This is a genomic window from Sorangiineae bacterium MSr12523, from assembly GCA_037157775.1.
Classification (GTDB): Bacteria; Myxococcota_A; Polyangia; order Polyangiales; family Polyangiaceae; genus Pendulispora; species Pendulispora brunnea.
Genome location: CP089982.1, coordinates 3,927,809 through 3,948,210, shown reverse-complemented (window position 1 = coordinate 3,948,210; position 20,402 = coordinate 3,927,809). Strand labels below are relative to the sequence as shown.

The window sequence follows — 20,402 nt, the reverse complement described above, 5'->3', positions numbered from 1 at the left end:
CCGCTTATCGCGACAAGCCGTGATTAATCACGATATTCGGGGTTATTCGGCGTCGGCGCTGGCGAACGCTTCCACGTCGAAGTCGTCCGATTCGGAGCTCGACGAGTCCGCGTCTGCCTGATCGCTGACGTCGTCGTCCTCGTCCATGTCCTCTTCTTCCTCGGTCTCTTCCTCCTCGCGGTTGGCGAGCACGGGAAGGCGGCGCTTGCCGACGGGACCTTCGTCCACGTAGTCGCGGAGCGCGGACATCTCGCGCAGCGCTTCCAGCTTGGCCAGGCCTTTGACCTCGACCTGGCGAATGCGCTCGCGGGTCAGGTTCATGATCGCGCCGACCTCTTCGAGGGTGGTGCCGCCGCGATCGGCGACGTCGAGCGCGCACGTCTCGGTCATGTCCCAGACCTCGAGATCGGGGAAATTCAGCTTGATCGCGCCCGTCTTGGCCGACACGTCCAAGTACAAGTGGTGCTTGCACGAGACGAACGGGCACGGGCGCATGCCGCTGGCGCACTCCGCGCGGGTCGTCGGATGCGGAACGGATTCCGTCTCCGGATAGAGAAGGCGCCCGATCTCGAGCTCGCGCTTCGTCATGCGCTTCACGCTGATCGTGCGCGCACGCACCGCGCGCTTGCGACGCGAGCGACGTTGCTCGCGGGTGACCTGTTCGCTTTCCGTACTTTCTACCGGAGACAGCGCGCGCGCGAGGGCTCCCTCGGTCGCAGCTTCCATCGTGCCCTCACCAGCCGCCGTGCTCTCCTCGGTGGGGAGCCCGCGATGGTCGTCACGCAAAACATGTGCGCTCGTCAGGTTTTGCAGATTCTTCGAGTCCATTCGTCGTTCCTCCCGGTCATTCCGCGTCACGCCCGCTCGCAGGTCACGAACGGCAGACGCACCCCCGCCCTCCACATGCGAGGCCGCCTCAGGCCCGCACGTGGTCCCATTGGCGCGCCAGCAACACGCACCAAAACCATTTCCTAGTCGTCGGTCACACTCGACGCGCGTCCCAATGAATCGAAACACATGCGCCGATGCGTTCGCTCGCCCTGAACTGCGACAATGGTCCCCACCCTACGCGGGCTGTTTCGAGAGGCTGCTGCAGAGAAGCTTCGAGGGAAACTTCTACCTAAAGCAGCGTTTCCAGCCAGTAACTGCCGTCACGTATCGAACGCCGGCGACTCTATGGCAGGCGGAAGATTACGGTCAACGCCTCTCCAACCTTTTTTTCTCAATGTTTCCATAATGGAAGGGAGTCGCGTAGTTAGCTCCATGCCGTGACAGAAAATGTCATAGCAAATCGACTCTCGAAGCAGCAGATCGACATCGAGATCAGGAAGGATCACGAAGGCTTGGACGGCGTGGATGAGTGTCCATGTGTGTCCATTCCCGCCTCGCGCGGACGAGGCCCATTTCGGCTATGTTCGCCGGACGTGGCTGCTCCTCAACTCATGCATTCGAGCTCCTTTGCTTCCGTCACGCGCGACGTGAGTGCGCGCGGGGCCCGCGTTCGACTTATCGAAGCGGGTGAGGCCCATGCCCCTGCCCTCCTTCTCGTGCACGGATGTCTTTCGAGTCGTCTCGTATGGGAGGATGTGCTCCCGAAGTTGGCAGCGCACTTTCGCGTGATCGCGCCCGATTTGCCAGGATTTGGCCAAAGTGAGAAACCGCCGCCCGCGCGCTACTCCTACGGGTTCCAGGCATTTGCCGAATCGCTCGTCGATGTGATAGCGGCGCTCGGCCTCGGGCCGATCTCGATTTGTGGCCATGGAATGGGCGGCTCCGTGGCCCTCACGCTCGCAGCGCGCCACCACGCATTGGTGGACAAACTCGTGCTGGTCGATCCCATCGTGTACCCACCGCGCGTCGACCTGCTCTCGCGCTTGGCCAACATGCCCGTGGTGGGGCCCTTCGCGTTCAAGCAGCTCTGCGGGCGAACCGTGTTCCGGAGCTACTTCAAGGATCGCGTCTACGCGCCCGACGCGAAGATTCCCTGGGACCGCGTCGATCATCACTTCGACGTCTTCAATGCGCCGGCGGCCCGCGAGGCTGCGCTCGCAACGTTGCGTGCGATGGCGGACACGCGCCCGCTCGTGGCGCTGTTGCCCCGGGTGACTGCGGAGGCGCTGCTCGTGTGGGGTCGCCAGGATCGCACGCTCCCGGTGGGGCAAGGGCGGAGGCTCGCGCGCGAGCTGCGAAGCGCCCGCTACGAAGTCTTCGAGTGCGGGCACTCCCCGCCGGAAGAATCGCCCGACGCATTTGCCGACATCACGACGTCATTTCTCTCACGGTAGGTCGCCGTCGATAGATCGCTCACCGCGGAAAGTTGTGGGTATAGTCCGGTATCGTGCTGGATTCTCGTGCGAAAGCTCGATTCTGGAACCATCGCGGTGCGAAGATCGGGGCTGCGCTCACGTTGGCACTGATCGGGTTTGCGCTTTTCGGGCCCTGGGTCGCGGGGCACGATCCGTATGCGAGCGACTTCACGCACGGTTACTCCAGCGCGACGGGATTTCCGGTGGCGCCGAGCCGCGATTTTCTTCTCGGCACGGACCGGCTTTTCCGCGATCAGCTGGCCCGGCTCGCGCTCGGGGCACGCATTTCACTGACCATCGCCTTCGCCGCGACGGTCATCTCGACGTTGCTCGGCGGGGCCGTGGGCATCGTCGCGGGCTATTACGAGGGCTCGCCCGGGATGCGGGTGCCTTGGCCCTGTCTCGCGGCGCTTGCCGGCGCCGTTGCATTGGCGATCTCGAAGGGCACCTGGGGGCCACCGCTCGCCGTTCTCGGGTTCGGTGCACTCGGTGGACTCGTGGGGACGCTCGCGGAGCGACGAGGGATCCCATGGCTCGCGCGCGGGCCGCGCGTCAACATCGACGTCTTGCTGATGCGCCTCGTGGACGTGGGGCTCTGTTTTCCGTTTCTCCTTCTCGTGATGGCCATCGGCGCCGCGCTGGAGCGCACCACGCTCACCTCGGTGCTCTTGGTGCTCGGCCTGACGGGGTGGCTCAGCGCCGCGCGCCTCTTTCGTGCGAAAACGATGCAGATCCGCAGCTTTGCCTATGTCGAAGCATCGCGCGCGCTCGGCCAGAGTACGCCGCGCATTCTGCTGCGCCACGTCCTGCCCAACGTGGCGGGCACGTTCATCGTGATTGCCACCTTGGCCACCGCGCAAATGATCCTCGCGGAGAGCGCGCTCTCGTACCTCGGCGTGGGCCTTGCGCCGCCCATGCCGACGTGGGGGCGCATGCTGTTCGAAGGGCAGGACGTCTACGCCGCCGCACCATGGCTGGTCCTCGCGCCCGCGGCAGCCATTCTGACCGCGGTGCTCGGGTTCAACCTTCTCGGGGAAGGACTGCGCGATGCGCTCGATCCTCGGCAGGATTAGCGCCGTCATCTCCATCGCGGGCGCCGTCATCGCGTGCACCGGCTGCAGCGAGCGCCTCGCCACGCCCTTCCCTGCGGCAAGCGGCGAAGAAGCGCCCCCGCAGCGGGGTGGAACGTTGCATCTTGCAAGCATCGGCGACATTCGCACGCTCGATCCGGTGAACAGCGACGAACTCTCGGCGCGCATGGTTCGACTGATTTTCGCCGGGTTGGTCGACACCGATGCGGCTTCCAACGTCGTCCCGGACCTGGCCACGCACTGGGCAACGTCGAGCGATGGACTCGTGTACACCTTCTTTCTCCGAGAAAATGTGCGCTTCCATGATGGTGAGGAGCTCACGGCCCACGACGTGAAGCGCTCGGTGGAGCGTGCCCTGCATCCCAGCGCACCGAATCCCTTTTCGAGCTTCTACGACAACGTGGTCGGCTACGAGGAGTTCACCACGAAGGGCGCGGAGCACCTGACCGGCGTCGAGGTGGTGGGACGCTACGCGGTGGCCTTTCATCTGTCGAAGCCCGACGCCACGTTCCTTCCGTTGATGACGCTGACGAGCATGCGCCCCACCTGTAAGAGCGCCGGCGATCGTTACAGCGACACCTGGTCTCCTTGCGGCGCGGGGCCGTTCAAGCTTCTTGCCGGTGGATGGGACCACGGACGCAGCCTCACGCTGATGCGGCACGATGGCTACTTCCGCCCTGACGTCCATGTCGATGCGATCAACCTTCTTTTGTCGGTGAACCAGAACACCCAGCGACTCAAATTCGAGCGGGGCGAGCTCGATGTGGTGCGCGACCTGGTGACGGCCGATTCATCGCGCTTTTGGACCGACCCGCGTTGGCGCGGTTTCACGTTTCGCGAGCCGTCGGTCACCATTCAAGGGGAGGCGATGAACACGGAGATGCCGCCCTTCGACAACGTCGAGGTGCGGCGCGCCGTGGCATGCGCCGTCAATCGGGATCATTACCGCGCGCTCAAAGCGAGCGACCTGACCGTGCACACGCATGCCGTTCCCCGTGCCGTGCCCGGATTCAATCCCGAGGTTCCAGGGCAGAAATACGATCTCGCCGAAGCGCTCGAGCACATGCGAAAAGCGGGATATCCGTACGATCCGGAGACGGGGCGCGGTGGCTACGAGCCCCACGTGGAATACTTGGCATACCGCCCTGGCCTTCCGGAATACACGGCGCAGGTTCTCAAACAGGATCTCGCGAAAATCGGTATTCGAATCGACATCAAGATAGTCAACTTCGGATCCTATCTGTCGCTCTCCCATCGGCGAAAATCCGTTCCCTTCTCGATGCAGGGCTGGACGCAGGACTATCCCGATGCCCTGGATTTCTACGAATCGCTGTTCACCGCCAAGCAGATCAACGACGAGGACGCCAGCAACTCGGCCTTTTACAAGAACCCGGCGTTCGACGAGATCGTCGAGCGGGCGCACCATGAGCTCGATCCGGTGCAGCGGCAAAAGCTCCTCGATCGCGCCGAGGCGATCGTTCGGGACGATGCGCCTTGGGCCTTCACGTACGAACACAACTTCACCCTCGTGCGGCAGCCGTACGTGCGCAATTACCGCGTGCACCCGGCGTGGGGTTTCGATGCGCGTGAGGTGTGGATCGATCGCGCGAAGAACGTGATGGCCTTGGGCTTTCTCTCGGGGCCGCCCCTCCGAGGGAAGATCCGCAAGGAGATGGGCCGTTGAAGCGCCTCGCCGGCAGACTCGTTTGGGCCATCGCGGTCGTGTGGGCGGTGACGACGCTCGCGTTTTTCATCAACAATGTGCTCCCGAGCGATCCGGCGCGGATGATCGCCGGGCCTGCCGCACGCCCCGCTGACGTCGAGAGGCTGCGCAAGCAACTCGGGCTCGACCAGCCGATGGTGACGCAGTACGCGCGGTTCATGAAGCGGCTCGCGCATGTAGGCCCGAGCGAAACCGCTGGCAGCAAACCGCCGCCCGAGCATGCATCGTGTGCCGCGTGGGGGCACTTTCATGTCGACCTCGGCAAGAGTTATCTCTTTCGACGCCCGGTCACGACGATCCTCGGGGAGCGGCTTCCTCGCACGTTGATGCTCGCCGGGGCGGCGCTGCTCGTGCAGGTGCTGCTCGGCGTACTCTCCGGGGTGCTCGCCGCGGGACGCAAAGGAGGGCGCACCGATGCGGGGATCATCGGTTTGAGTCTGCTCGCGGTGAGCACGCCTGCGTTCATCCTCGGCATCGGGCTGCAGTATGTCTTTGCCTATCGCCTCAAATGGCTTCCGCTCGATGGATTCGGTCAGACATCGGGCGAGCATCTCGTGTCGCTCGTTCTTCCGGCGCTCACGCTCGGGGTTCTCGGCGCGGCGTATTATGCGCGGCTCGTGCGCGACGAGATGATCGGGCTGTTGCAGCTGGACTTCGTGCGGACGGCGCGCGCGAAGGGCGCCCCATGGTATCGCGTGGTGCTCGTGCACGCGCTTCGCAATGCGCTGGTGCCCATCGTCACGTTGGTGGCGCTCGACTTCGGTGCGCTGGTGGGCGGCACCGTCGTGGCGGAGACGCTTTTCCGCTGGCCGGGCATCGGCGCCCTCAGTGTCACGGCGCTCCTGGAGCGCGACGGGCCGGTGATCCTCGGCACGGTGCTGGTGACGTCCACCGCCATCGTTCTGAGCAATGTGCTCGCCGACGTTCTCTACGCGGTGCTGGATCCGCGGATTCGCAACGGCGACTCGCGCTAGGGCATGGAATTGAGCGCGCGGCACTCGCTGACGCGCGGGCCCTGGCCGTTGTCGACGCAGCTCTTGTAGGCGCCGCGCGCGAGCGGGTGGTTGCCCATGGCATCGTAGGCGGCGCCAAGGGTCAGCCAGGCTTCGGCATTGGACGGGTCGCCATTGACGGCTTTGCGTGCCAGCTCGACGGCCGCCGCGGGGTTGTTTCGCTCGAGCATCCGCTGCGCCTGTTGGGTCAGCGTCCCCGTGGGCGGCGGACCGGAAGCCGTGGCCGCCGCCGCAGGTCCGCTCGAGGCGCTCGCGGCAGGGGTCGCGGTCGCAGCATCGGCCTCGCCCGCAGCACCTTCCGCGCGATGGCGCCGGCGCGGCACGGCCTCGCCCGAAGGAGCCGCACTCGCCTCTGCCGACGCGGTCGATGTAGCCGACGCCGACGCTGCGACAGGGGCAGGAACCGACGCCGTGGGCGCCGCCACGGGCGCGGCGGAGGCCGACGCGGCCACCATCACCGCCGCACTCGATCCGGTGGTCACCGCGCTCGAGATGGCCGGCGGCGGCGTGGCGCTCACGGCAGCCGTGGCCTCGGGCCATACCTCGGCCGTCTTGTCCTCGTGCGAGTCCTGCCAGCGGAAGTACAACATCGCGAGCAGCACCACCGCGCCGGCGCCCAGCGCCAGCCCGAGTGCGCGCTGCGCTACACCAGGCCCCTGGGAGCCGCGCTTGAGCAGGACGAAATGCCCATCGTCGGCCGGCCGCACCGTGCGCAACCTTCCCAGCGGCGCGGTCGCATCCGGATCGTCCGGCGGCGACTCCTGCAAAAGCGCGCGAAGCTTCGCTTTGGAGACCGGCACCTCGGGCTGCGTCGTCTCCTCGTGCTCGTCGCCGGCGCCTTCGTCGTCGTTCTCTTCCTCGTCGTCGTCTTCCGCCTCGGGGGCCTTCTCCTCGTTCGCCTTTGCCACGAACAGGTGGGCCAGATCCTTCGACGCAGCGGGGGGCGGCGTCAGGCTGTCGGGCCCCGGCACGACCAGCATTTCCTCGACCGCCGATGGCGGCGGCCGCGCCGTATCGGCCAGCGCGGGATCGGCAGGCACCACGGAGTCGTCACCCGAAGGCTCGGTATCGTGCTCCGGCGCCTCCTGGGCGTCGGGCGCATCAGGTAAGTGAATCAGCAGCCCCTCGAAGTACAGCTTCGAAATGGTCGACAACGTCGACAGATCCTCGAAGGGCGACTCGTCCACCACGTCCATCAGCGAGCGATGGCCATCGAAAAGCCGCAAAATCCCGTTCAACTCATCGGGGATCTCGTTCAGACGCTCGAGAAGCTGCGCGTGATCGATCTCGAAAATCGTGGACAGCGGCGGTAGTTGCTCGAGCAACCGAGTCCATTCGTCGACCCGACGCATGCCCTCCATGAGGATGCCCTGCGTCGAGGTGCCGATGATGTCCTCGTTCTTGATCTGGGTGAACTCGACCTCGAAGTCCGCCTCGTTCCAGATCAGAATGCGATAGATCGCCTCTTCGCCGCGGAGCCTGCCCAGGTTCGCGTCGACGATTTTGCCGTCGCGGAAGTAGACGTGCGCTTGCTGCTTGTCGCTCGAAAGGTGAACGACGCCGCTCTTGCGCGAGACCTCGAAGGTCTGCAAGAGGTCCACCACCGCCATGTCCTGGATCGAGCCCGTGAATCGGGTTCGGCCGCCCATGGAGTTGCGCGTGGTGATGTTGTCGTGCGTGCGGCGCGCGAGCAAAAGGTTCACGCGGGCCAAGAGCTCGCGCACGAAAATGGGCTTCGTCAGGTAGTCCTCGACGCCCAACTCGAGGCCGCGAATCTTGTCCTCGACCGACTTTTGGCTGGTGAGAAACACCACCGGGATGCTCGCCCACTCCGCGCGATCCTTCAGCCGGCGGACCAGCGCGTAGCCGTCCAAGCGCGGGAGGCGCGTATCGGAGAGCACCAAGTCGGGTGTGGAGACCTCCAGCTTGCTAATGGCATCGAGCCCGTCGGAGGCAGTCGTGACGCTGTAGCCGGCCTTCTTTAGGCTGACTTCCAGCACCCGCGTGCTGCGCGGATCGGCATCGACGAGCAAGAGTTGTTGCTTGGCCACGGCGAGGAAAGGCTAACCGAGCTAGCCGAGCGGTGTGAATTTTCCCATGACTTTAACCTATCGAGCTTTCCCGCGCTCGTCCGACACGTCAAAAGCAGTCGCGTCCGCCTCCCCGGCGTCGGCCGTGCCCGCCTCGGGTTCCTCTCCTGCGTCGCCGCTCGGGCGCGGTTTGATGCAAACTCCGCGATCGCACACGAGGCCCCCCCGGCAATCCCGGTCCCGCGTGCACGGGCCAATGAGATCGCTGGATGAGGACGTGGTGCTCCCGCATCCCGGATCGCGGGCGGCGAATCCGAGCGCGAGAGCCACTGTGACCGCGTATCGAATCACGTCTGCACAGTCTACCGCGGATCAGTCCTCTTCACCCGAGGAGCTTCGCTACCCGCCTGAGGCCTGTGTAGGTGCGGCCGTGGAGGTTCCGCAGTTGCCGCAAAACTTCACGGTCGGCGGGATGAGCTCCTGGCTGCAGCCGGTGCAGAACTTCCTCTGCGGCGCGAGCGAGGTTCCACACTCTTGGCAAAATTTACCCTGCGGCTGGCGCGCGCCGCACTTGGGGCAAGTGGCTGCGCCTCCCTGCTGCTGGGGCGCTTGTGTGGGCGCCTGCTGCTGCGGTGCACCGACGGCGAACTGCGGCTGGTTCGTAAAGGCCCCCGCCATGGCGCCGCCCACGTTCGCCCCGATGGCGACTTGCGCGCCGAGGCCCGCGAGCCCATCGCCCACGCCGTGCTCCCGCATGCCTTCGCCGGCCCCCATGATGGCCGACCCCGCGGCATAGTTCTGCCAATTGCCGGCCAGGTTCTGCACGTAGCGCGCATCCTGGTTGTACTTCTGATCGAGCTCGAACTGCTTTTGCTTCGCCTGCGCCTCGGCCTTTCCGATTGCGATCCGTTCACGTTCGACCTCGGCCCGTGCGGCAACGAGCTGGCCCGCAACGATGGCGTAGGCGTCGTCGAGTTTCTTCTGGTCGGCGTTGTCGAAGACGATGTCGAAGCGGCCAACCTCCAGGAGGCGAAGTCCCGTATTGGTCATGGTCTGGCTATTCGCAACGAACGACTGGACAAACTCGGTCGTGTACGCACTGAGATCGATGAACGTGAGCTTCCTCTTCACCGCGAAGTCGCCCAAAGTCTGCTTCACGCCGTTCAAGAAGAGGCCCGTGATCCACATCAGCAACCGCTCGTTGTCAGCACCTCCGGCCTGCCCGGCATAGGCAACGACGAACTGCACGGGATCGGCCACGACGACGCTCATGAAGCCGTTGTAGCGTGGGGTCACGAGAACGCCGAGCGTGGGATCGGCCGTCTTCCCCGAGTTCCCGCCGAAGGGAACGTTGTAGATCGGCGTGGTCTTCACGAAGAAGATCTCCGAGATGAACACGTCGCCGCCGGTGAACTTGTTGACGATGTTGTTCAGGAACGGGATGTTCTGCGTCTGCAAGGTGTGACGGCCCGGAGGGAGGACGCCGACGACGCGACCGTCTTTGAAGAAGACTGCAACCTCGTCCGAGTCGACGGTGAGCTGCGAGTACATGGGGAAGTTCTGGTCGGGGTGCTTGAAGCAAATCAGATGCTTCATGTTGTCCGGCCGCGCGATCATCATTTCGCGCACCCCGTTCTTAATGAAATCGAACACACCCATCGTCGTTGTCTCCTTCAGGCGCAGCTTGCCTAGGTCAGGATAATGACGATTGTTCCGCCGCGCTACAGCGGACGTATCTACGCAGTAGCGCTACGAAAACCTCCGTTTATTCCCTGCGGCAACCGCGTTAGCTGCGTTTTCTCCGTCGCGCTCGGCGGGCCAGATCGGCGGCGATGAGCAAAAGCTCGCTCGTCGTCTTCACCATGCTGCCGATGTGAAGCTTCGAACCGGGAACGTCGGCCCAGGCCTGGAGCGGGAGCTCCTGCAGTTCGTCCTGACGGAGCGGCGCGATGTGCTCCGTGCCGGTGAGCAGCCGGCCGAGTAGCTCGACGTCGAAGGCCCATCGCGACACGAACGGATCGGCGAGCGCGGCGCGCAAGGCGGGAGATGCGGCGAACAGCTTGGCGCCGCATTGCGTGTCGTAGACGCGCAGGTTCAAAGCCATCGAGGCAAACGTGGCGAAGACGCGACCCGAGAAGTGCCGGAAGGCGTGGCGTTCGATGGCGGTGCCCAGCAGGCCGACGCGCGCTGCGAGCAGGACGGCGATGTCCTTGTCGCGCAACACGTCCCACATCCGCAAAAGCTCCGACGGTGGCGTGGAGAGATCCGCGTCGTAGTAGCCCACGGCATCGGGACCGTCGTCGAACGCCGAAAGCATGCCCCGACGCACGGCCTCGCCCTTACCGACGTTCTTGGAGAGAGACAGAACGCCGATCTGGCTCGGGCGCGTTCGTTCGATTTCGCGCAACCTCTCCTCGGTGTCGTCCGAGGAGCCGTCGTTCACGAAGAGGAGCGAGATATCCGGTGACGCGGCGGTGAGCTCGCCGAAGCCACCCGGGTCCAAACGCCGGCCTTCGTTGTAACAAGGGACGACGACGGTAAGGCGATTCACGCTCGAAGCGCTCAGCGGCCGATGTTCCACGTCTCGCCCGTCGCCCAGGTGGCGTCGAGCAGGGACAGGACGACGTGCACGACTTCTTCCGGCGTGCCGAAGCGCCCCAGGGACGAGCGGGCGGCCAGGCGGTGCGTCCGGAGCGGGTCGGCATCCGCCTCGGGATCGGCCACGATGCCGAGCTGCAACATGTTGACCCGAACATCGGGCGCGAGCTCCACGCTCAGCGCGCGCAGACCCGACTTGAGCGCCCCCTTGGCCGTGATGTAGGCCACGTGATTCGGATACGCCCTGGACGTCCCGACGTCCCCCAGCGCCACCACCGCACCGCGGGCCGCTGCCAGATCCGCGCTCAATGCATGCACCAGCAATAGAGGAGCGATGGCGTGAACCGTGAGGGTGTGCTGCAGGTCTTCCCGGCGGAGCGTCTCCAGCGGGGTTCGCGGAAAAGGGCCGCAAGCAAGGACGATGTCATCGACCTGCCCGACCGCCTTGCGGATACCCTCGACGATGCTCGGGGCCGCATCTTCCCGCGTCAAATCCGCACAAACGACGGCGGGAGGGGGGCCTCCTGAAATGCCACCGAGCTCGTGCGCGAGGCTCGCCAGCTTGTCCGGATCCCGCGCCGTGAGGACGACGCGACTCTGCCTTTTGACGAGTGCGCGCGCGATGGCGACCCCGAGACGCCCGGTTGCGCCGACGACAAGGACGGTGCGAGACATGGTACTCTCACCATTTCGCACGCCCGCTCGTTGTATTCCAGTGTTAAAAAAGAGAGTAATATGGCTAACGGCGTAAGGGCCGCAGATTCGAGCGAGGCGATGAACGAAGAGCACGTGACCGCCCTGTGGTCGGCCTTCAAAGAAGGAAAGCCGGTCATCTGTTCCCGGGACGACAATCAAATGGCCGTCGCGGTCGATGGTGCCATGGGCCTCTATCGCTTGATCTGCGTTGGCTGCGGTCATTCCACGCCGTGGTTCGAGGCGAAGATGCGCGGTGTGCGCATTCGGGGGATGAGCTCTCGCCCGCCGCCTGGTAGCATCCGCGGCGGTTGATGCTCGAAGGCTCCCATCATGTGAGCGGCCTGGGGACGGAGTGGATCGTTGACGCAGGCGGCTGTGATCCCGCACGGCTGCGCGATCCGGCAGCCGTGGACCATTTTCTCGACGTCGCGATGCGCGCGCTGGAGCTCACCAGCCTTCCACCGCATCGCACGCACAAATTTCCCGGCGAGGGAGGCATCACCGCGTTGGTGCTCCTCACCGAATCGCATTTGGCGGTGCACACCTTCCCGGAATATGGCGCGCTCACCGTGAACTTGTACTCGTGCCGCACGCGCCCGCCGTATGCGTGGGAAAAAGCGCTGCGCGAAGCCTTTGGCGCCACGCACGTCCAGGTGCGGGAAATCGCACGCTCGGTGCCCGCGTGAACTTCCAGGTTCAACTTCTTCGCGCAGGCCCATGCCCCAACTGCGGGGCACCGGTGGAGTTCGCGTCGGGTTCCGCGCCCACGCAGATCTGCAAATTCTGCCGCTTCGTCATCGTCCGCACGGATCGCGACATGCGCTCCGCAGGCAAGGTGGCCGACCTGATTCCCATGGCGACGCCCTTCGGCACCGAAGCGCGCGGCACCATCGAGGGACGCCCGTTCCGCGTCGCCGGCCGCGTGCAGTACGACCGGGTGCAGGCGCCGGGCGCCCCTTGGGAGGAGATCTACATCGAGCTCGATCAGGGCGGATGGTCCTGGCTGTCGCATGCGCAAGGGCGATGGCTGGCGACGTCGCTGTATGCGCATCAACTGCCCGTGCGGCCGCCGTCGTACGCGGAGGCAAACCCCGGGGTGCTGTTCCCCGTGCCCAACATGCCGGAGCTTCGCGTGGTCGAGCGCGGGCAACGGCGCTTCGTTTCGGCGGAGGGAGAGCTTCCCTTCCCCATGGTGCCGAACCAGGTCGAGCCCTACGCGGACCTTTCGGGGGCAGGCGGCACCTTCGCGACCATCGACTACGACACGCAGGGCATGCCCGCGTATCTCTATTTCGGCCGCGAGGTCGATCCGCGGCAGCTCACGCTGAGCTCGGGCGCGCCGGTGACGGAGGCGCCGCAGACGCAGGTGACATCGCTCACGTGCCCGAACTGCGGAGGCAATTTTCCGCTGCGCGCGCCGGATTCGACGGAGCGCATCGCGTGCCAATTCTGCGGGATGCTCTGCGATGTGAACCAGGGCGCGCTGGTGGCGTTGAAGCCCCTGCCCCTGCCGCCGATCCCTCCCGCCATCGCGCTGGGTGCAAAGGGCAACCTTCGCGGGCAGGACGTGATGGTGCTCGGCTACATGCTGCGCTCGACGGTGGTGGACGGCGAGCGCTACGGATGGCGCGAATACCTGCTCTACGTCGCGGCAACGAGCTCCTTCGTCTTTCTTCTCGAGGAGGATGGCGCGTGGCAGCACATCGTGCCGATTCAAGCGGGCGAGCTCCGGCAAACGTCGCCAACCGCCTTTGGCTTTCGGGGCCAGGTCTACCAGCACGCGCAAAGCGTCCACGCGGTGGTGGACTACGTACTCGGCGAATTCTATTGGCGCGTGGAGCAGGGCGAAGCCGTCATGGCCTACGAGTTTCACGGCCCGGGCGGCGTGAAACTGAATCAAGAGTCCACGAAGGACGAAGTGCAATTCTCGGTGTCCACGCCGCTGGGCATCGACGAGCTGCGCAAAGCGTTCCCCTCGGAGTTCAAAGCGCCCAAGGCCTCCCCGGCTGCGCAACGGGCCAAGTCATCGAATCTGTTCTTCTTGGTGCTGTTCGCACTGTGGTTCGCCGTGAGCATGGCGGGCTGCGTGCTCTCGTCCGGGAAAGCGGTTCTCGATCAACGCGTGCCCGTGGTGCAGATGATCAAGAAGCCGCTGGCGACACCCGAACTGGCCAAAAGCGAGGCCTTTTTCTCGGAGCCCTTTCGCATCGACGGCGGAAAGAATCTCAAACTGAATTTGGCCCCGGGCCTTACCTGCCTCGATGCCGACGACAGCTGGATCACCGCCGACGTCGCGCTCGTGCACATGGATACCGGGCAGGTCTGGGAGGACTCGGTGGAGTTCTCCGACGAGGAAAAATCAATTTGGTATTCGCGCGTTCCCGAAGGCCAATACGTGCTGCGCGTCGAGCCGGATAGCAAGGTGCCGGCCACGTGTCAGCCGATGCGCGTCACCTTGGTGAGCGGGGCGCTGCCCTGGGGCTATGTCATGGGATCTTTCGCGGTGTTGATCGTCCTGTGGATCTTCACGGCGAAGAAGGCAACGGCATGAACTACTTGATGCGAGCGCTCGGCAGCGTACTGCTTCTCGGCTACGGGACCGTCTTGATCGGCGGGTACGATTTTTCGAGCCACCAGAAAACACAAATCGCGCCGAACGTACGGCAATCGCCGGGCGGCTACCGCTCGTGGAGCTTTTGGCATTCGGGATCCGGCGGAGGGAAATGACAAATGAATACGATGGCCATCGTTCAATCCGTCGTGACATCGCTCGTCTTCAGCGGCATCGGGCTGGTGATGTTTCTTTTGGCCTTCAAGGTGTTTCAGTGGCTCTCCCCGTTCTCGATTCGCAAAGAGATCGAGGAGGATCAGAACACCGCCCTGGGCATTTTGATGGGCTCGGTGATGCTCGGCTTGGCGATCATCATCGCCGCCGCGATTCACGGATAGACGATGGATCTCGGTGAAGGCTTTTCGGCGCCCTCCCCCGAAGGAGGGGCGGTGCAGGGGGAAGACGAAACGCCGAAGCCTTGGCTCTTGTTTGCGACGGTGCTCGTCATTGCGACGGCGGGCATCGTTTACGAGCTGGTGGCCGGTGCGGTGGCTTCGTACGTGCTGGGCGATTCCATCACGCAGTTCTCCATCGTCATTGGCGTGTACCTGTCGGCGTTGGGGCTCGGGGCCTACCTGTCGCGATTCATCGATACGCGGCTGGCGCGTGCCTTCGTCGAGGTGGAGTTTTCCACGGCGCTCGCCGGCGGTGCCTCGGCGCCGGTGCTCTTTTTGGCGTATGCGCACACCAAGGCCTTTTCGGTGGTGCTCTACAGCGTGGTCGTGGTCGTGGGCACCTTGGTGGGGCTCGAGCTTCCGCTGCTCATTCGCATTTTGCGGCAGCGTGTGGTCATCAAGGAGCTCATCGCCCGCGCCCTGGCGTTCGACTACCTCGGGGCCTTGGTCGGCTCGCTCCTCTTTTCGCTGCTGCTCGTGCCGAAACTCGGCCTGGTGCGCACCTCCCTCGCCTTCGGCCTGCTCAATGCCGTCGTGGGCATCGCCTCCACCTGGTTCGTGGGCGGCGGGCCCGAGATGCGCGGCGCGCGGGTGCGCGGTTTCATCATCGCGGCCATCTTGCTCGGAGCCTTCACCCAGGCCGAGCGCATCACCGCGGCGGCCGAGGACCAGATTTACGCGGACGAGGTCATCTTCGCCCGGCAGACCGCATACCAGCGCATCGTGATGACGCGCTCGCAGCACTCGTTTCAGCTTTTTCTCAACGGCAACCTGCAATTCGCGTCGGCCGACGAATACCGCTACCACGAGGCACTGGTGCACCCGGCGTTCGCCGTTGCGGAGCGGCGCGCGCACGTGCTCGTGGCCGGCGGCGGCGACGGGCTCGCGGCGCGCGAGATCCTGCGCTACCCCGACGTGGAGGACGTCACGCTGGTCGACATCGACCCGCAGATGACCCAGATTGCCAGCACCCTGCCCCTTTTGCGCGACCTCAATGCGCGAAGCTTCGGCGATCCCAAGATGCACGTCGTGCACGACGATGCGATGGTATGGCTGGCCAAGGCCGACAAGAAGTACGATATCGTCGTCGTCGACTTTCCCGATCCGAACAACTTCGCGCTGGGCAAGCTTTACACGACGCGCTTTTACAACCTCGTGAGGCAGCACCTCGCTCCCGGCGGTGCGTTGGTCGTGCAGGCCACCTCGCCGTTGTTCGCGCGCGTATCGTTTTGGTGCATTGCCAAGACCATCGAGGCCGCCGGCTTCGTCGCCAAGCCGTACCACGCGGCCGTTCCCTCGTTCGGGGAGTGGGGATTCGTGCTCGCCAAGCGCGAGCCGTTCGAGGCGCCGGAGCGGCCGCGGCTTTCGGGGCTGCGCTTTCTCGACAAAGCTTCGATGAAGGCGCTCTTCGTGCTTTCGCCCGACATGGCCGAGGAGAAGGGCGTCGAGATCAACAAGTTGAACAATCAGATCCTCGTTTCGTACTACGAACACGAGTGGCGCCGATGGAACTGACGCGGCGGCAAATCCTGGAGGCACTGCTCTCGGTGCCGGTGGCCGCCTCCGCGTGCCGAAAATCGCCGCCGCCGCCCATCGCCGGCAGCATCCGCGGCCCCTCGATGAACATCGGGCACAAGCTTCGCGCGGCCGCAGGCGCCGCCACGACGGGAGAAAAGACGCGCGTCTCGGTGGCCATCGTCGGCGCAGGTCCCAGCGGGCTCTCGGCCGCGTGGCGGCTCGAGCGGCTCGGCATGACCGACTTCGTCGTGTTCGATCTGGAGGGGCGCCCGGGCGGCACGTCGCAGTACGGAGACGACGCCATCGTGACCTACCCCTGGGGCGCGCATTACGTGCCCATGCCCTCCGCGGAAAACCGCGCGATGGTCGAGGTGCTGCGCGAGATCGGCGCCATCGTGGGCACGGATGCGCACGGCGCGCCGGTGGCAGCCGAAGAACAGCTGGTACGCGCGCCCGAGGAGCGCGTCTTCTATCTGGATCGCTGGTACGAGGGTCTTTACCTTCGCGCCGGTGCGAGCGAGGCCGATCTGGAGCAATTTCGCCGTTTTCAGGCGGAAATCGACCATTTCGTCGACCTGCGCGACGGCTCGGGACGGCGCGCCTTCACCCTGCCCTTGGCCCGAAGCAGCGATGACGCCGATCTGACCGCGCTCGATCGCCTCTCCATGGGCGATTGGCTCGCCTCGCGGGGCTTCACCAGCCCGCGCCTTCGCTGGTGGGTCGACTACGCGTGCCGCGACGACTACGGCCTTTTGGCCGAGGGCACCAGCGCGTGGGCCGGCATTTTTTACTTTGCCTCGCGCGCGCAAGGGAAAGGCGAATCCGCGGCGCCTTTGCTGTCATGGCCCAACGGCAATGGGCGACTCGTCGAGCACCTGGCGGGCGTCACCGGGAAACGGCTTCGCGTGGGGCACCTGGTCATGGATCTCGCGCCGCACGAGACGGGTGTGGACCTCACGGTGCTCGACACGACCACCAACGAGATACGCGCATGGAGCGCGGATCACGTCGTCTTCGCCGCGCCAAAGTTCACGGCCGCACACGTCGTTCGTCCCTGGCGCGAGCATCCGCCGGAGCATTTGCGCGAGCTGGATTACGGCGCGTGGATGGTCGCCAACGTGCACCTCAAAGGCCGCCCCTCCTCGCGCGGCTTTCCCATGGCCTGGGACAATGTCATCTACGACTCGCCGTCGCTGGGCTACGTCGTGGCCACCCACCAGGGGCTGCGCGACTACGGCCCCACGGTGTGGACGTATTACTACCCCTTCACCGGCTCGTCGCCGCGCGAAGGGCGCGAACGCCTGCTCGCGCTCGATCACGCTGCGTGCTGCGACGTCATCGTGACCGACCTTGCGCGCGCGCACCAAGACCTCGCCAAATACATCGAGCGCATCGATGTCTTCCGCTGGGGACACGCCATGGCGCGTCCCCGCGTGGGGCATCTCTGGTCCGGCGCGCGCGCACGACGCGCCGAGCCGCTGGGCCGCATCCACTTTGCGCACTCGGACTTATCGGGCATTGGCCTCTTCGAGGAGGCGCAATACTGGGGTGTTCACGCCGCCGAAGCGATCCTCCGCGAGCGCGGGCGCACCTTCACGAGCCTGTACGGGTAGCGCAAAATGACGCTCCCTTCGACCGCACGTACCGGCTACCGCATTACCGCCATGCGAAAACCGCGGCAGCGAGACGAAACCGGCGGGACCGGCGCGACATGCGGTTCACAATCGAAGGATCGCCATCACGCCTGGCGATCCTACCACCAGCGAGCAACAGGGCACCGGCCTCGCCGGACTTGTCCCGCTGCCGCTGCTCGACCGCAACGAAATCTCAAGACCGAGACAATCCGTTGAACTTCAAGGTTGGACCGTGGATCTGGGGCGCTCGCACGGATCTCGCCGCGTTCGGCGGCAGCGCGGTGTTGGCCCTGGCGGTGGTGGCGCTGGGGCATGCATCGGGAATTTCCCAGGCGCGCTTGCCGGAGTGGTCCTACGTCGCCCTCGTCTTGGCCATCGATGTCGCGCACGTGTGGGCCACGCTCTTTCGCACGTATTTCGATCGCGAAGAGTGGCAGCGACGCAAGGTGCTTTATGCCGGACTGCCCATCACTGGATACATCGTGTTTACCGTTCTCCATTGGATCTCGCCGATGGCGTTCTGGCGGACGCTTGCCTACCTGGCGGTCTTTCATTTCGTTCGCCAGCAGGTGGGATGGGTGCGCATCTACCAGCATCGCGCCCGACCGAAAGACGCACTCTGGGAGCGCCGACTCGAGCAAGCGGTCGTCTACGCGTCGACCTGCGTGCCGTTGCTCGTGTGGCACGCATCCTTGCCGCGCGCGTTCCAATGGTTCGTCCCAGGTGATTTCGCCTCCGCCGCATGGCTGCGCGCCTATCTTCCGGCGTTGAAGGCGGCCTACGCGACGTTGCTCGTCGTCTTTTTCACACGCACCGCGTGGAGGTTGCTCGCGAAGCGCGAAATCGCATTGGGCAAATGCGTCGTCATCACCACAACGGCAATCTGCTGGTGGGTCGGTATTTGCGCCACCGACAGCGATTTGGACTTCACGGCCACCAACGTGATCCTTCACGGGGTACCGTACATGGTGCTTCTTTGGCACTACGGGCGAGCGCGCCGCGAGGAGCGGCCCAACGCGCTCGGATCGCGCATCATCGGCGCAGGCGTCGGCGCATTTTTCGGGACGCTCCTCGCGTTCGCTTTCATCGAGGAAATGCTCTGGGACCGCCTCGTCTGGCACGATCGCGCCTGGCTATTCGGCGGCAGCGACGACGACGTTCCCCTCGCCGCCGCTTGGCAAATCGTCATCGTGCCGCTCCTCGCGCTACCGCAAGTCACCCACTACGCAATGGATGCCGTTCTCTGGCGCCGCAAGGATCGAACACCGGCACTTGCGCGAAGCTTGCTCGATTCCCGTTAAGTGCGCATTCACTTGTTGTAAACTCGTTTCATGGGGCGATTTCAGCGCGAGCTACCGGCCGATCACGCCGCGCGCGTGCGTAGGGCGGAGGCGTCGCTCGACGGCCTTTCGGTCGGTGATGCGTTCGGTGAGCGCTTCTTCGGCGATGTCGATGTGATTCGGGCCCGCATTGCCGCACGCACGTTGCCGCGCCCCACGTGGGACACCACGGACGAAACGGAGTTGGCCTTCGCCATCGTCCAAGTGCTCGACCGCTACGGTCGCATCGACCAAGACGCGCTGGCCGATCGCTTCGCCGATCGCTACCAGGCCGATCCTGCGCGCGGTTACGGAGCCACCGTGCACGGTATCTTGCGCGCCATCGGTGAAGGAATGCCCTGGCGTCGGGTCGTGCGTGAGCCCTTCGAGGGCCTCGGCTCCATGGGCAATGGGGCTGCATCCCGTGCGGGGGTGGTCGGCGCCTACTTCGCCGACGATCTGGAAACCGTGGTCGCCGAGGCGCGTGCCTCCGCCGAGGTGACGCACGCCCACCCGGAGGGCCAAGCCGGTGCCATCGCCGTCGCCGTCGCCGCGGCCACCGCCTGGCGCATGCGCAAAGCCCCCAAGCGCGATGCGCTTTTCGAAGCCGTTCTCCGCTACACCCCGGAGGGCGACACCGCGCGGGGTATCGCGCAAGCCGCGCAACTCGCCCCCAACGCTTCGATCGATTTCGCCGTGCGCAAGCTGGGCAACGGCGCGCAAACGTTGTCCGCCGACACCGTTCCCCTCGCCCTTTTCTGCGCCGCACGGCACCTCGACGATTACGTCGAGGCTTTGTGGTCCACCGTCTCCGCCCAGGGCGATCGCGACACCTTGTGCGCGATCGTGGGCTCCATCGTCTGCCTTTGCGCGCCGGCGATCCCCTCGGCCTGGCTCCTCTCGCGAGAGCCCATCGGCGATCGCGTACCGGACAGCTACCACCTCACCTTGGTTACAGGCCGCAGCACGCCCCCCGCCGAAGACTAATTGTCCGCGGCGCCCTCGGAGATCCAGCGGCGGATCGTATTGCGGGTGGACTCGGGGAGCTGCGGCTGGCCGAGGGGCATTTGCGAACCGCAATCGGGCTCGCTGCTGCATCCCGCGGCAAACTGCTTCTGATCGCCGTCGAGCTTGTGCATGATGTAGCTTTGGCCCGGATCGCCCGGGGTCACGAAGTTCATCGTGGGAAGCTGCGGCGCTTTCACGTTCACCAAACTGGTGCGGACGGCCGCGGGATCGCCCGCAAACACAACTCCGTTCGTCGTGCCCGCCGCGTGGCACGAGGAGAAGGCGCAGCTATTTTGGAGGATGGGTGCCACGTTGTTTCGGAACGACACGGGACCCGAAGGGGAATCGTCGTCGCTGCTGCTGCAAGCGGTCGAAGTGATGGCCAAGGCCAATGGCAAACAAACTAGATACGAAAACGACTTCGACATGGCGCGATTCTCCCTCGGGGACACTCAATCCC

Annotated in this window: 18 protein-coding genes; 12 read left to right on the top strand and 6 right to left on the bottom strand. The window is 65.0% G+C overall.

Translation table 11 applies throughout. The features are described from left to right. Positions 1-42 precede the first annotated feature (42 nt). Positions 43-828, bottom strand: a complete 786-nt coding sequence (locus tag LZC95_15935) for a hypothetical protein (GenBank protein WXA98317.1) — start codon at positions 826-828, stop codon at positions 43-45. Positions 829-1,424: 596 nt separating this feature from the next. Here LZC95_15935 and LZC95_15930 point away from each other — a divergent pair. From LZC95_15930 to LZC95_15915, 4 genes are read left to right on the top strand one after another with little or no spacing between them, the layout of a single operon-like run. Then, positions 1,425-2,285 carry an alpha/beta hydrolase gene (locus LZC95_15930; protein ID WXA98316.1) on the top strand — a complete coding sequence of 287 codons (861 nt, stop codon included), beginning with the start codon at positions 1,425-1,427 and terminating at the stop codon, positions 2,283-2,285. A 53-nt stretch (positions 2,286-2,338) separates the two neighbouring features. After that, a complete protein-coding gene (locus LZC95_15925) occupies positions 2,339-3,379 on the top strand; it encodes an ABC transporter permease (GenBank protein ID WXA98315.1) in 1,041 nt (346 codons plus the stop codon). Continuing rightward, on the top strand, positions 3,354-5,081 hold the full coding sequence (locus LZC95_15920; protein WXA98314.1) for an ABC transporter substrate-binding protein: 1,728 nt from the start codon (positions 3,354-3,356) through the stop codon (positions 5,079-5,081). Before LZC95_15925 ends, LZC95_15920 begins: the two co-directional genes overlap by 26 nt. Further along, positions 5,078-6,094, top strand: coding sequence for an ABC transporter permease (locus LZC95_15915; protein WXA98313.1), 1,017 nt, complete (start codon positions 5,078-5,080; stop codon positions 6,092-6,094). The genes LZC95_15920 and LZC95_15915 overlap by 4 nt, the downstream gene beginning before the upstream one ends. On the opposite strand, the gene LZC95_15910 is transcribed toward LZC95_15915, so the two are convergent. The 4 genes from LZC95_15910 to LZC95_15895 form a co-directional block, all read right to left on the bottom strand. Then, positions 6,091-8,184: a response regulator gene (locus tag LZC95_15910; protein ID WXA98312.1), complete on the bottom strand. Its 2,094-nt coding sequence runs from the start codon at positions 8,182-8,184 to the stop codon at positions 6,091-6,093. The two genes, LZC95_15915 and LZC95_15910, sit on opposite strands and share 4 nt — an antisense overlap. A 378-nt stretch (positions 8,185-8,562) precedes the next feature. Then, a complete protein-coding gene (locus tag LZC95_15905; protein WXA98311.1) occupies positions 8,563-9,822 on the bottom strand; it encodes an SPFH domain-containing protein in 1,260 nt (419 codons plus the stop codon). A gap of 127 nt (positions 9,823-9,949) precedes the next feature. Then, positions 9,950-10,714: a glycosyltransferase gene (locus LZC95_15900; protein ID WXA98310.1), complete on the bottom strand. Its 765-nt coding sequence runs from the start codon at positions 10,712-10,714 to the stop codon at positions 9,950-9,952. Positions 10,715-10,725: 11 nt separating this feature from the next. Beyond that, complete coding sequence (locus LZC95_15895) at positions 10,726-11,436, bottom strand: SDR family oxidoreductase (protein ID WXA98309.1); 711 nt, start codon at positions 11,434-11,436, stop codon at positions 10,726-10,728. Positions 11,437-11,496: 60 nt separating this feature from the next. Between LZC95_15895 and LZC95_15890 the strand changes: the two genes are divergently transcribed. The 8 genes from LZC95_15890 (at position 11,497) to LZC95_15855 (ending at position 19,921) form a co-directional block, all read left to right on the top strand. Then, entirely contained in the window at positions 11,497-11,769 is a 273-nt protein-coding gene (locus LZC95_15890; GenBank protein ID WXA98308.1) for a hypothetical protein, read from the top strand. Next, complete coding sequence (locus LZC95_15885) at positions 11,769-12,143, top strand: S-adenosylmethionine decarboxylase (protein WXA98307.1); 375 nt, start codon at positions 11,769-11,771, stop codon at positions 12,141-12,143. Before LZC95_15890 ends, LZC95_15885 begins: the two co-directional genes overlap by 1 nt. Then, positions 12,140-14,008: a DUF4178 domain-containing protein gene (locus LZC95_15880; protein WXA98306.1), complete on the top strand. Its 1,869-nt coding sequence runs from the start codon at positions 12,140-12,142 to the stop codon at positions 14,006-14,008. Before LZC95_15885 ends, LZC95_15880 begins: the two co-directional genes overlap by 4 nt. Positions 14,009-14,187: 179 nt before the next feature. Then, positions 14,188-14,406 (top strand): DUF350 domain-containing protein, encoded by a 219-nt coding sequence (locus tag LZC95_15875; protein WXA98305.1) that lies wholly within the window; start codon positions 14,188-14,190, stop codon positions 14,404-14,406. Between the two features lie 3 nt (positions 14,407-14,409). Beyond that, positions 14,410-15,978, top strand: a complete 1,569-nt coding sequence (locus tag LZC95_15870; GenBank protein WXA98304.1) for a polyamine aminopropyltransferase — start codon at positions 14,410-14,412, stop codon at positions 15,976-15,978. Then, a complete protein-coding gene (locus tag LZC95_15865) occupies positions 15,969-17,594 on the top strand; it encodes an FAD-dependent oxidoreductase (protein WXA98303.1) in 1,626 nt (541 codons plus the stop codon). Before LZC95_15870 ends, LZC95_15865 begins: the two co-directional genes overlap by 10 nt. A 233-nt stretch (positions 17,595-17,827) precedes the next feature. Beyond that, complete coding sequence (locus tag LZC95_15860; GenBank protein WXA98302.1) at positions 17,828-18,916, top strand: hypothetical protein; 1,089 nt, start codon at positions 17,828-17,830, stop codon at positions 18,914-18,916. Positions 18,917-18,946: 30 nt separating this feature from the next. Beyond that, complete coding sequence (locus LZC95_15855; protein ID WXA98301.1) at positions 18,947-19,921, top strand: ADP-ribosylglycohydrolase family protein; 975 nt, start codon at positions 18,947-18,949, stop codon at positions 19,919-19,921. Here the strand turns inward: LZC95_15855 and LZC95_15850 are convergent. Beyond that, positions 19,918-20,370 carry a hypothetical protein gene (locus LZC95_15850; protein ID WXA98300.1) on the bottom strand — a complete coding sequence of 151 codons (453 nt, stop codon included), beginning with the start codon at positions 20,368-20,370 and terminating at the stop codon, positions 19,918-19,920. The genes LZC95_15855 and LZC95_15850 overlap by 4 nt on opposite strands. Between the last annotated feature and the right edge of the window lie 32 nt (positions 20,371-20,402).

What these genes read in the sequence shown, in the direction of transcription:
- LZC95_15905 (WXA98311.1), bottom strand. Translation starts at nt 9,822, where the DNA reads ATGGGTGTGTTCGATTTCATTAAGAACGGGGTGCGCGAAATGATGATC.
- LZC95_15870 (WXA98304.1), top strand. Translation starts at nt 14,410, where the DNA reads ATGGATCTCGGTGAAGGCTTTTCGGCGCCCTCCCCCGAAGGAGGGGCG.
- LZC95_15855 (WXA98301.1), top strand. Translation starts at nt 18,947, where the DNA reads ATGGGGCGATTTCAGCGCGAGCTACCGGCCGATCACGCCGCGCGCGTG.
- LZC95_15885 (WXA98307.1), top strand. Translation starts at nt 11,769, where the DNA reads ATGCTCGAAGGCTCCCATCATGTGAGCGGCCTGGGGACGGAGTGGATC.
- LZC95_15935 (WXA98317.1), bottom strand. Translation starts at nt 828, where the DNA reads ATGGACTCGAAGAATCTGCAAAACCTGACGAGCGCACATGTTTTGCGT.
- LZC95_15920 (WXA98314.1), top strand. Translation starts at nt 3,354, where the DNA reads ATGCGCTCGATCCTCGGCAGGATTAGCGCCGTCATCTCCATCGCGGGC.
- LZC95_15875 (WXA98305.1), top strand. Translation starts at nt 14,188, where the DNA reads ATGAATACGATGGCCATCGTTCAATCCGTCGTGACATCGCTCGTCTTC.
- LZC95_15890 (WXA98308.1), top strand. Translation starts at nt 11,497, where the DNA reads ATGGCTAACGGCGTAAGGGCCGCAGATTCGAGCGAGGCGATGAACGAA.
- LZC95_15865 (WXA98303.1), top strand. Translation starts at nt 15,969, where the DNA reads ATGGAACTGACGCGGCGGCAAATCCTGGAGGCACTGCTCTCGGTGCCG.
- LZC95_15850 (WXA98300.1), bottom strand. Translation starts at nt 20,370, where the DNA reads ATGTCGAAGTCGTTTTCGTATCTAGTTTGTTTGCCATTGGCCTTGGCC.
- LZC95_15895 (WXA98309.1), bottom strand. Translation starts at nt 11,436, where the DNA reads ATGTCTCGCACCGTCCTTGTCGTCGGCGCAACCGGGCGTCTCGGGGTC.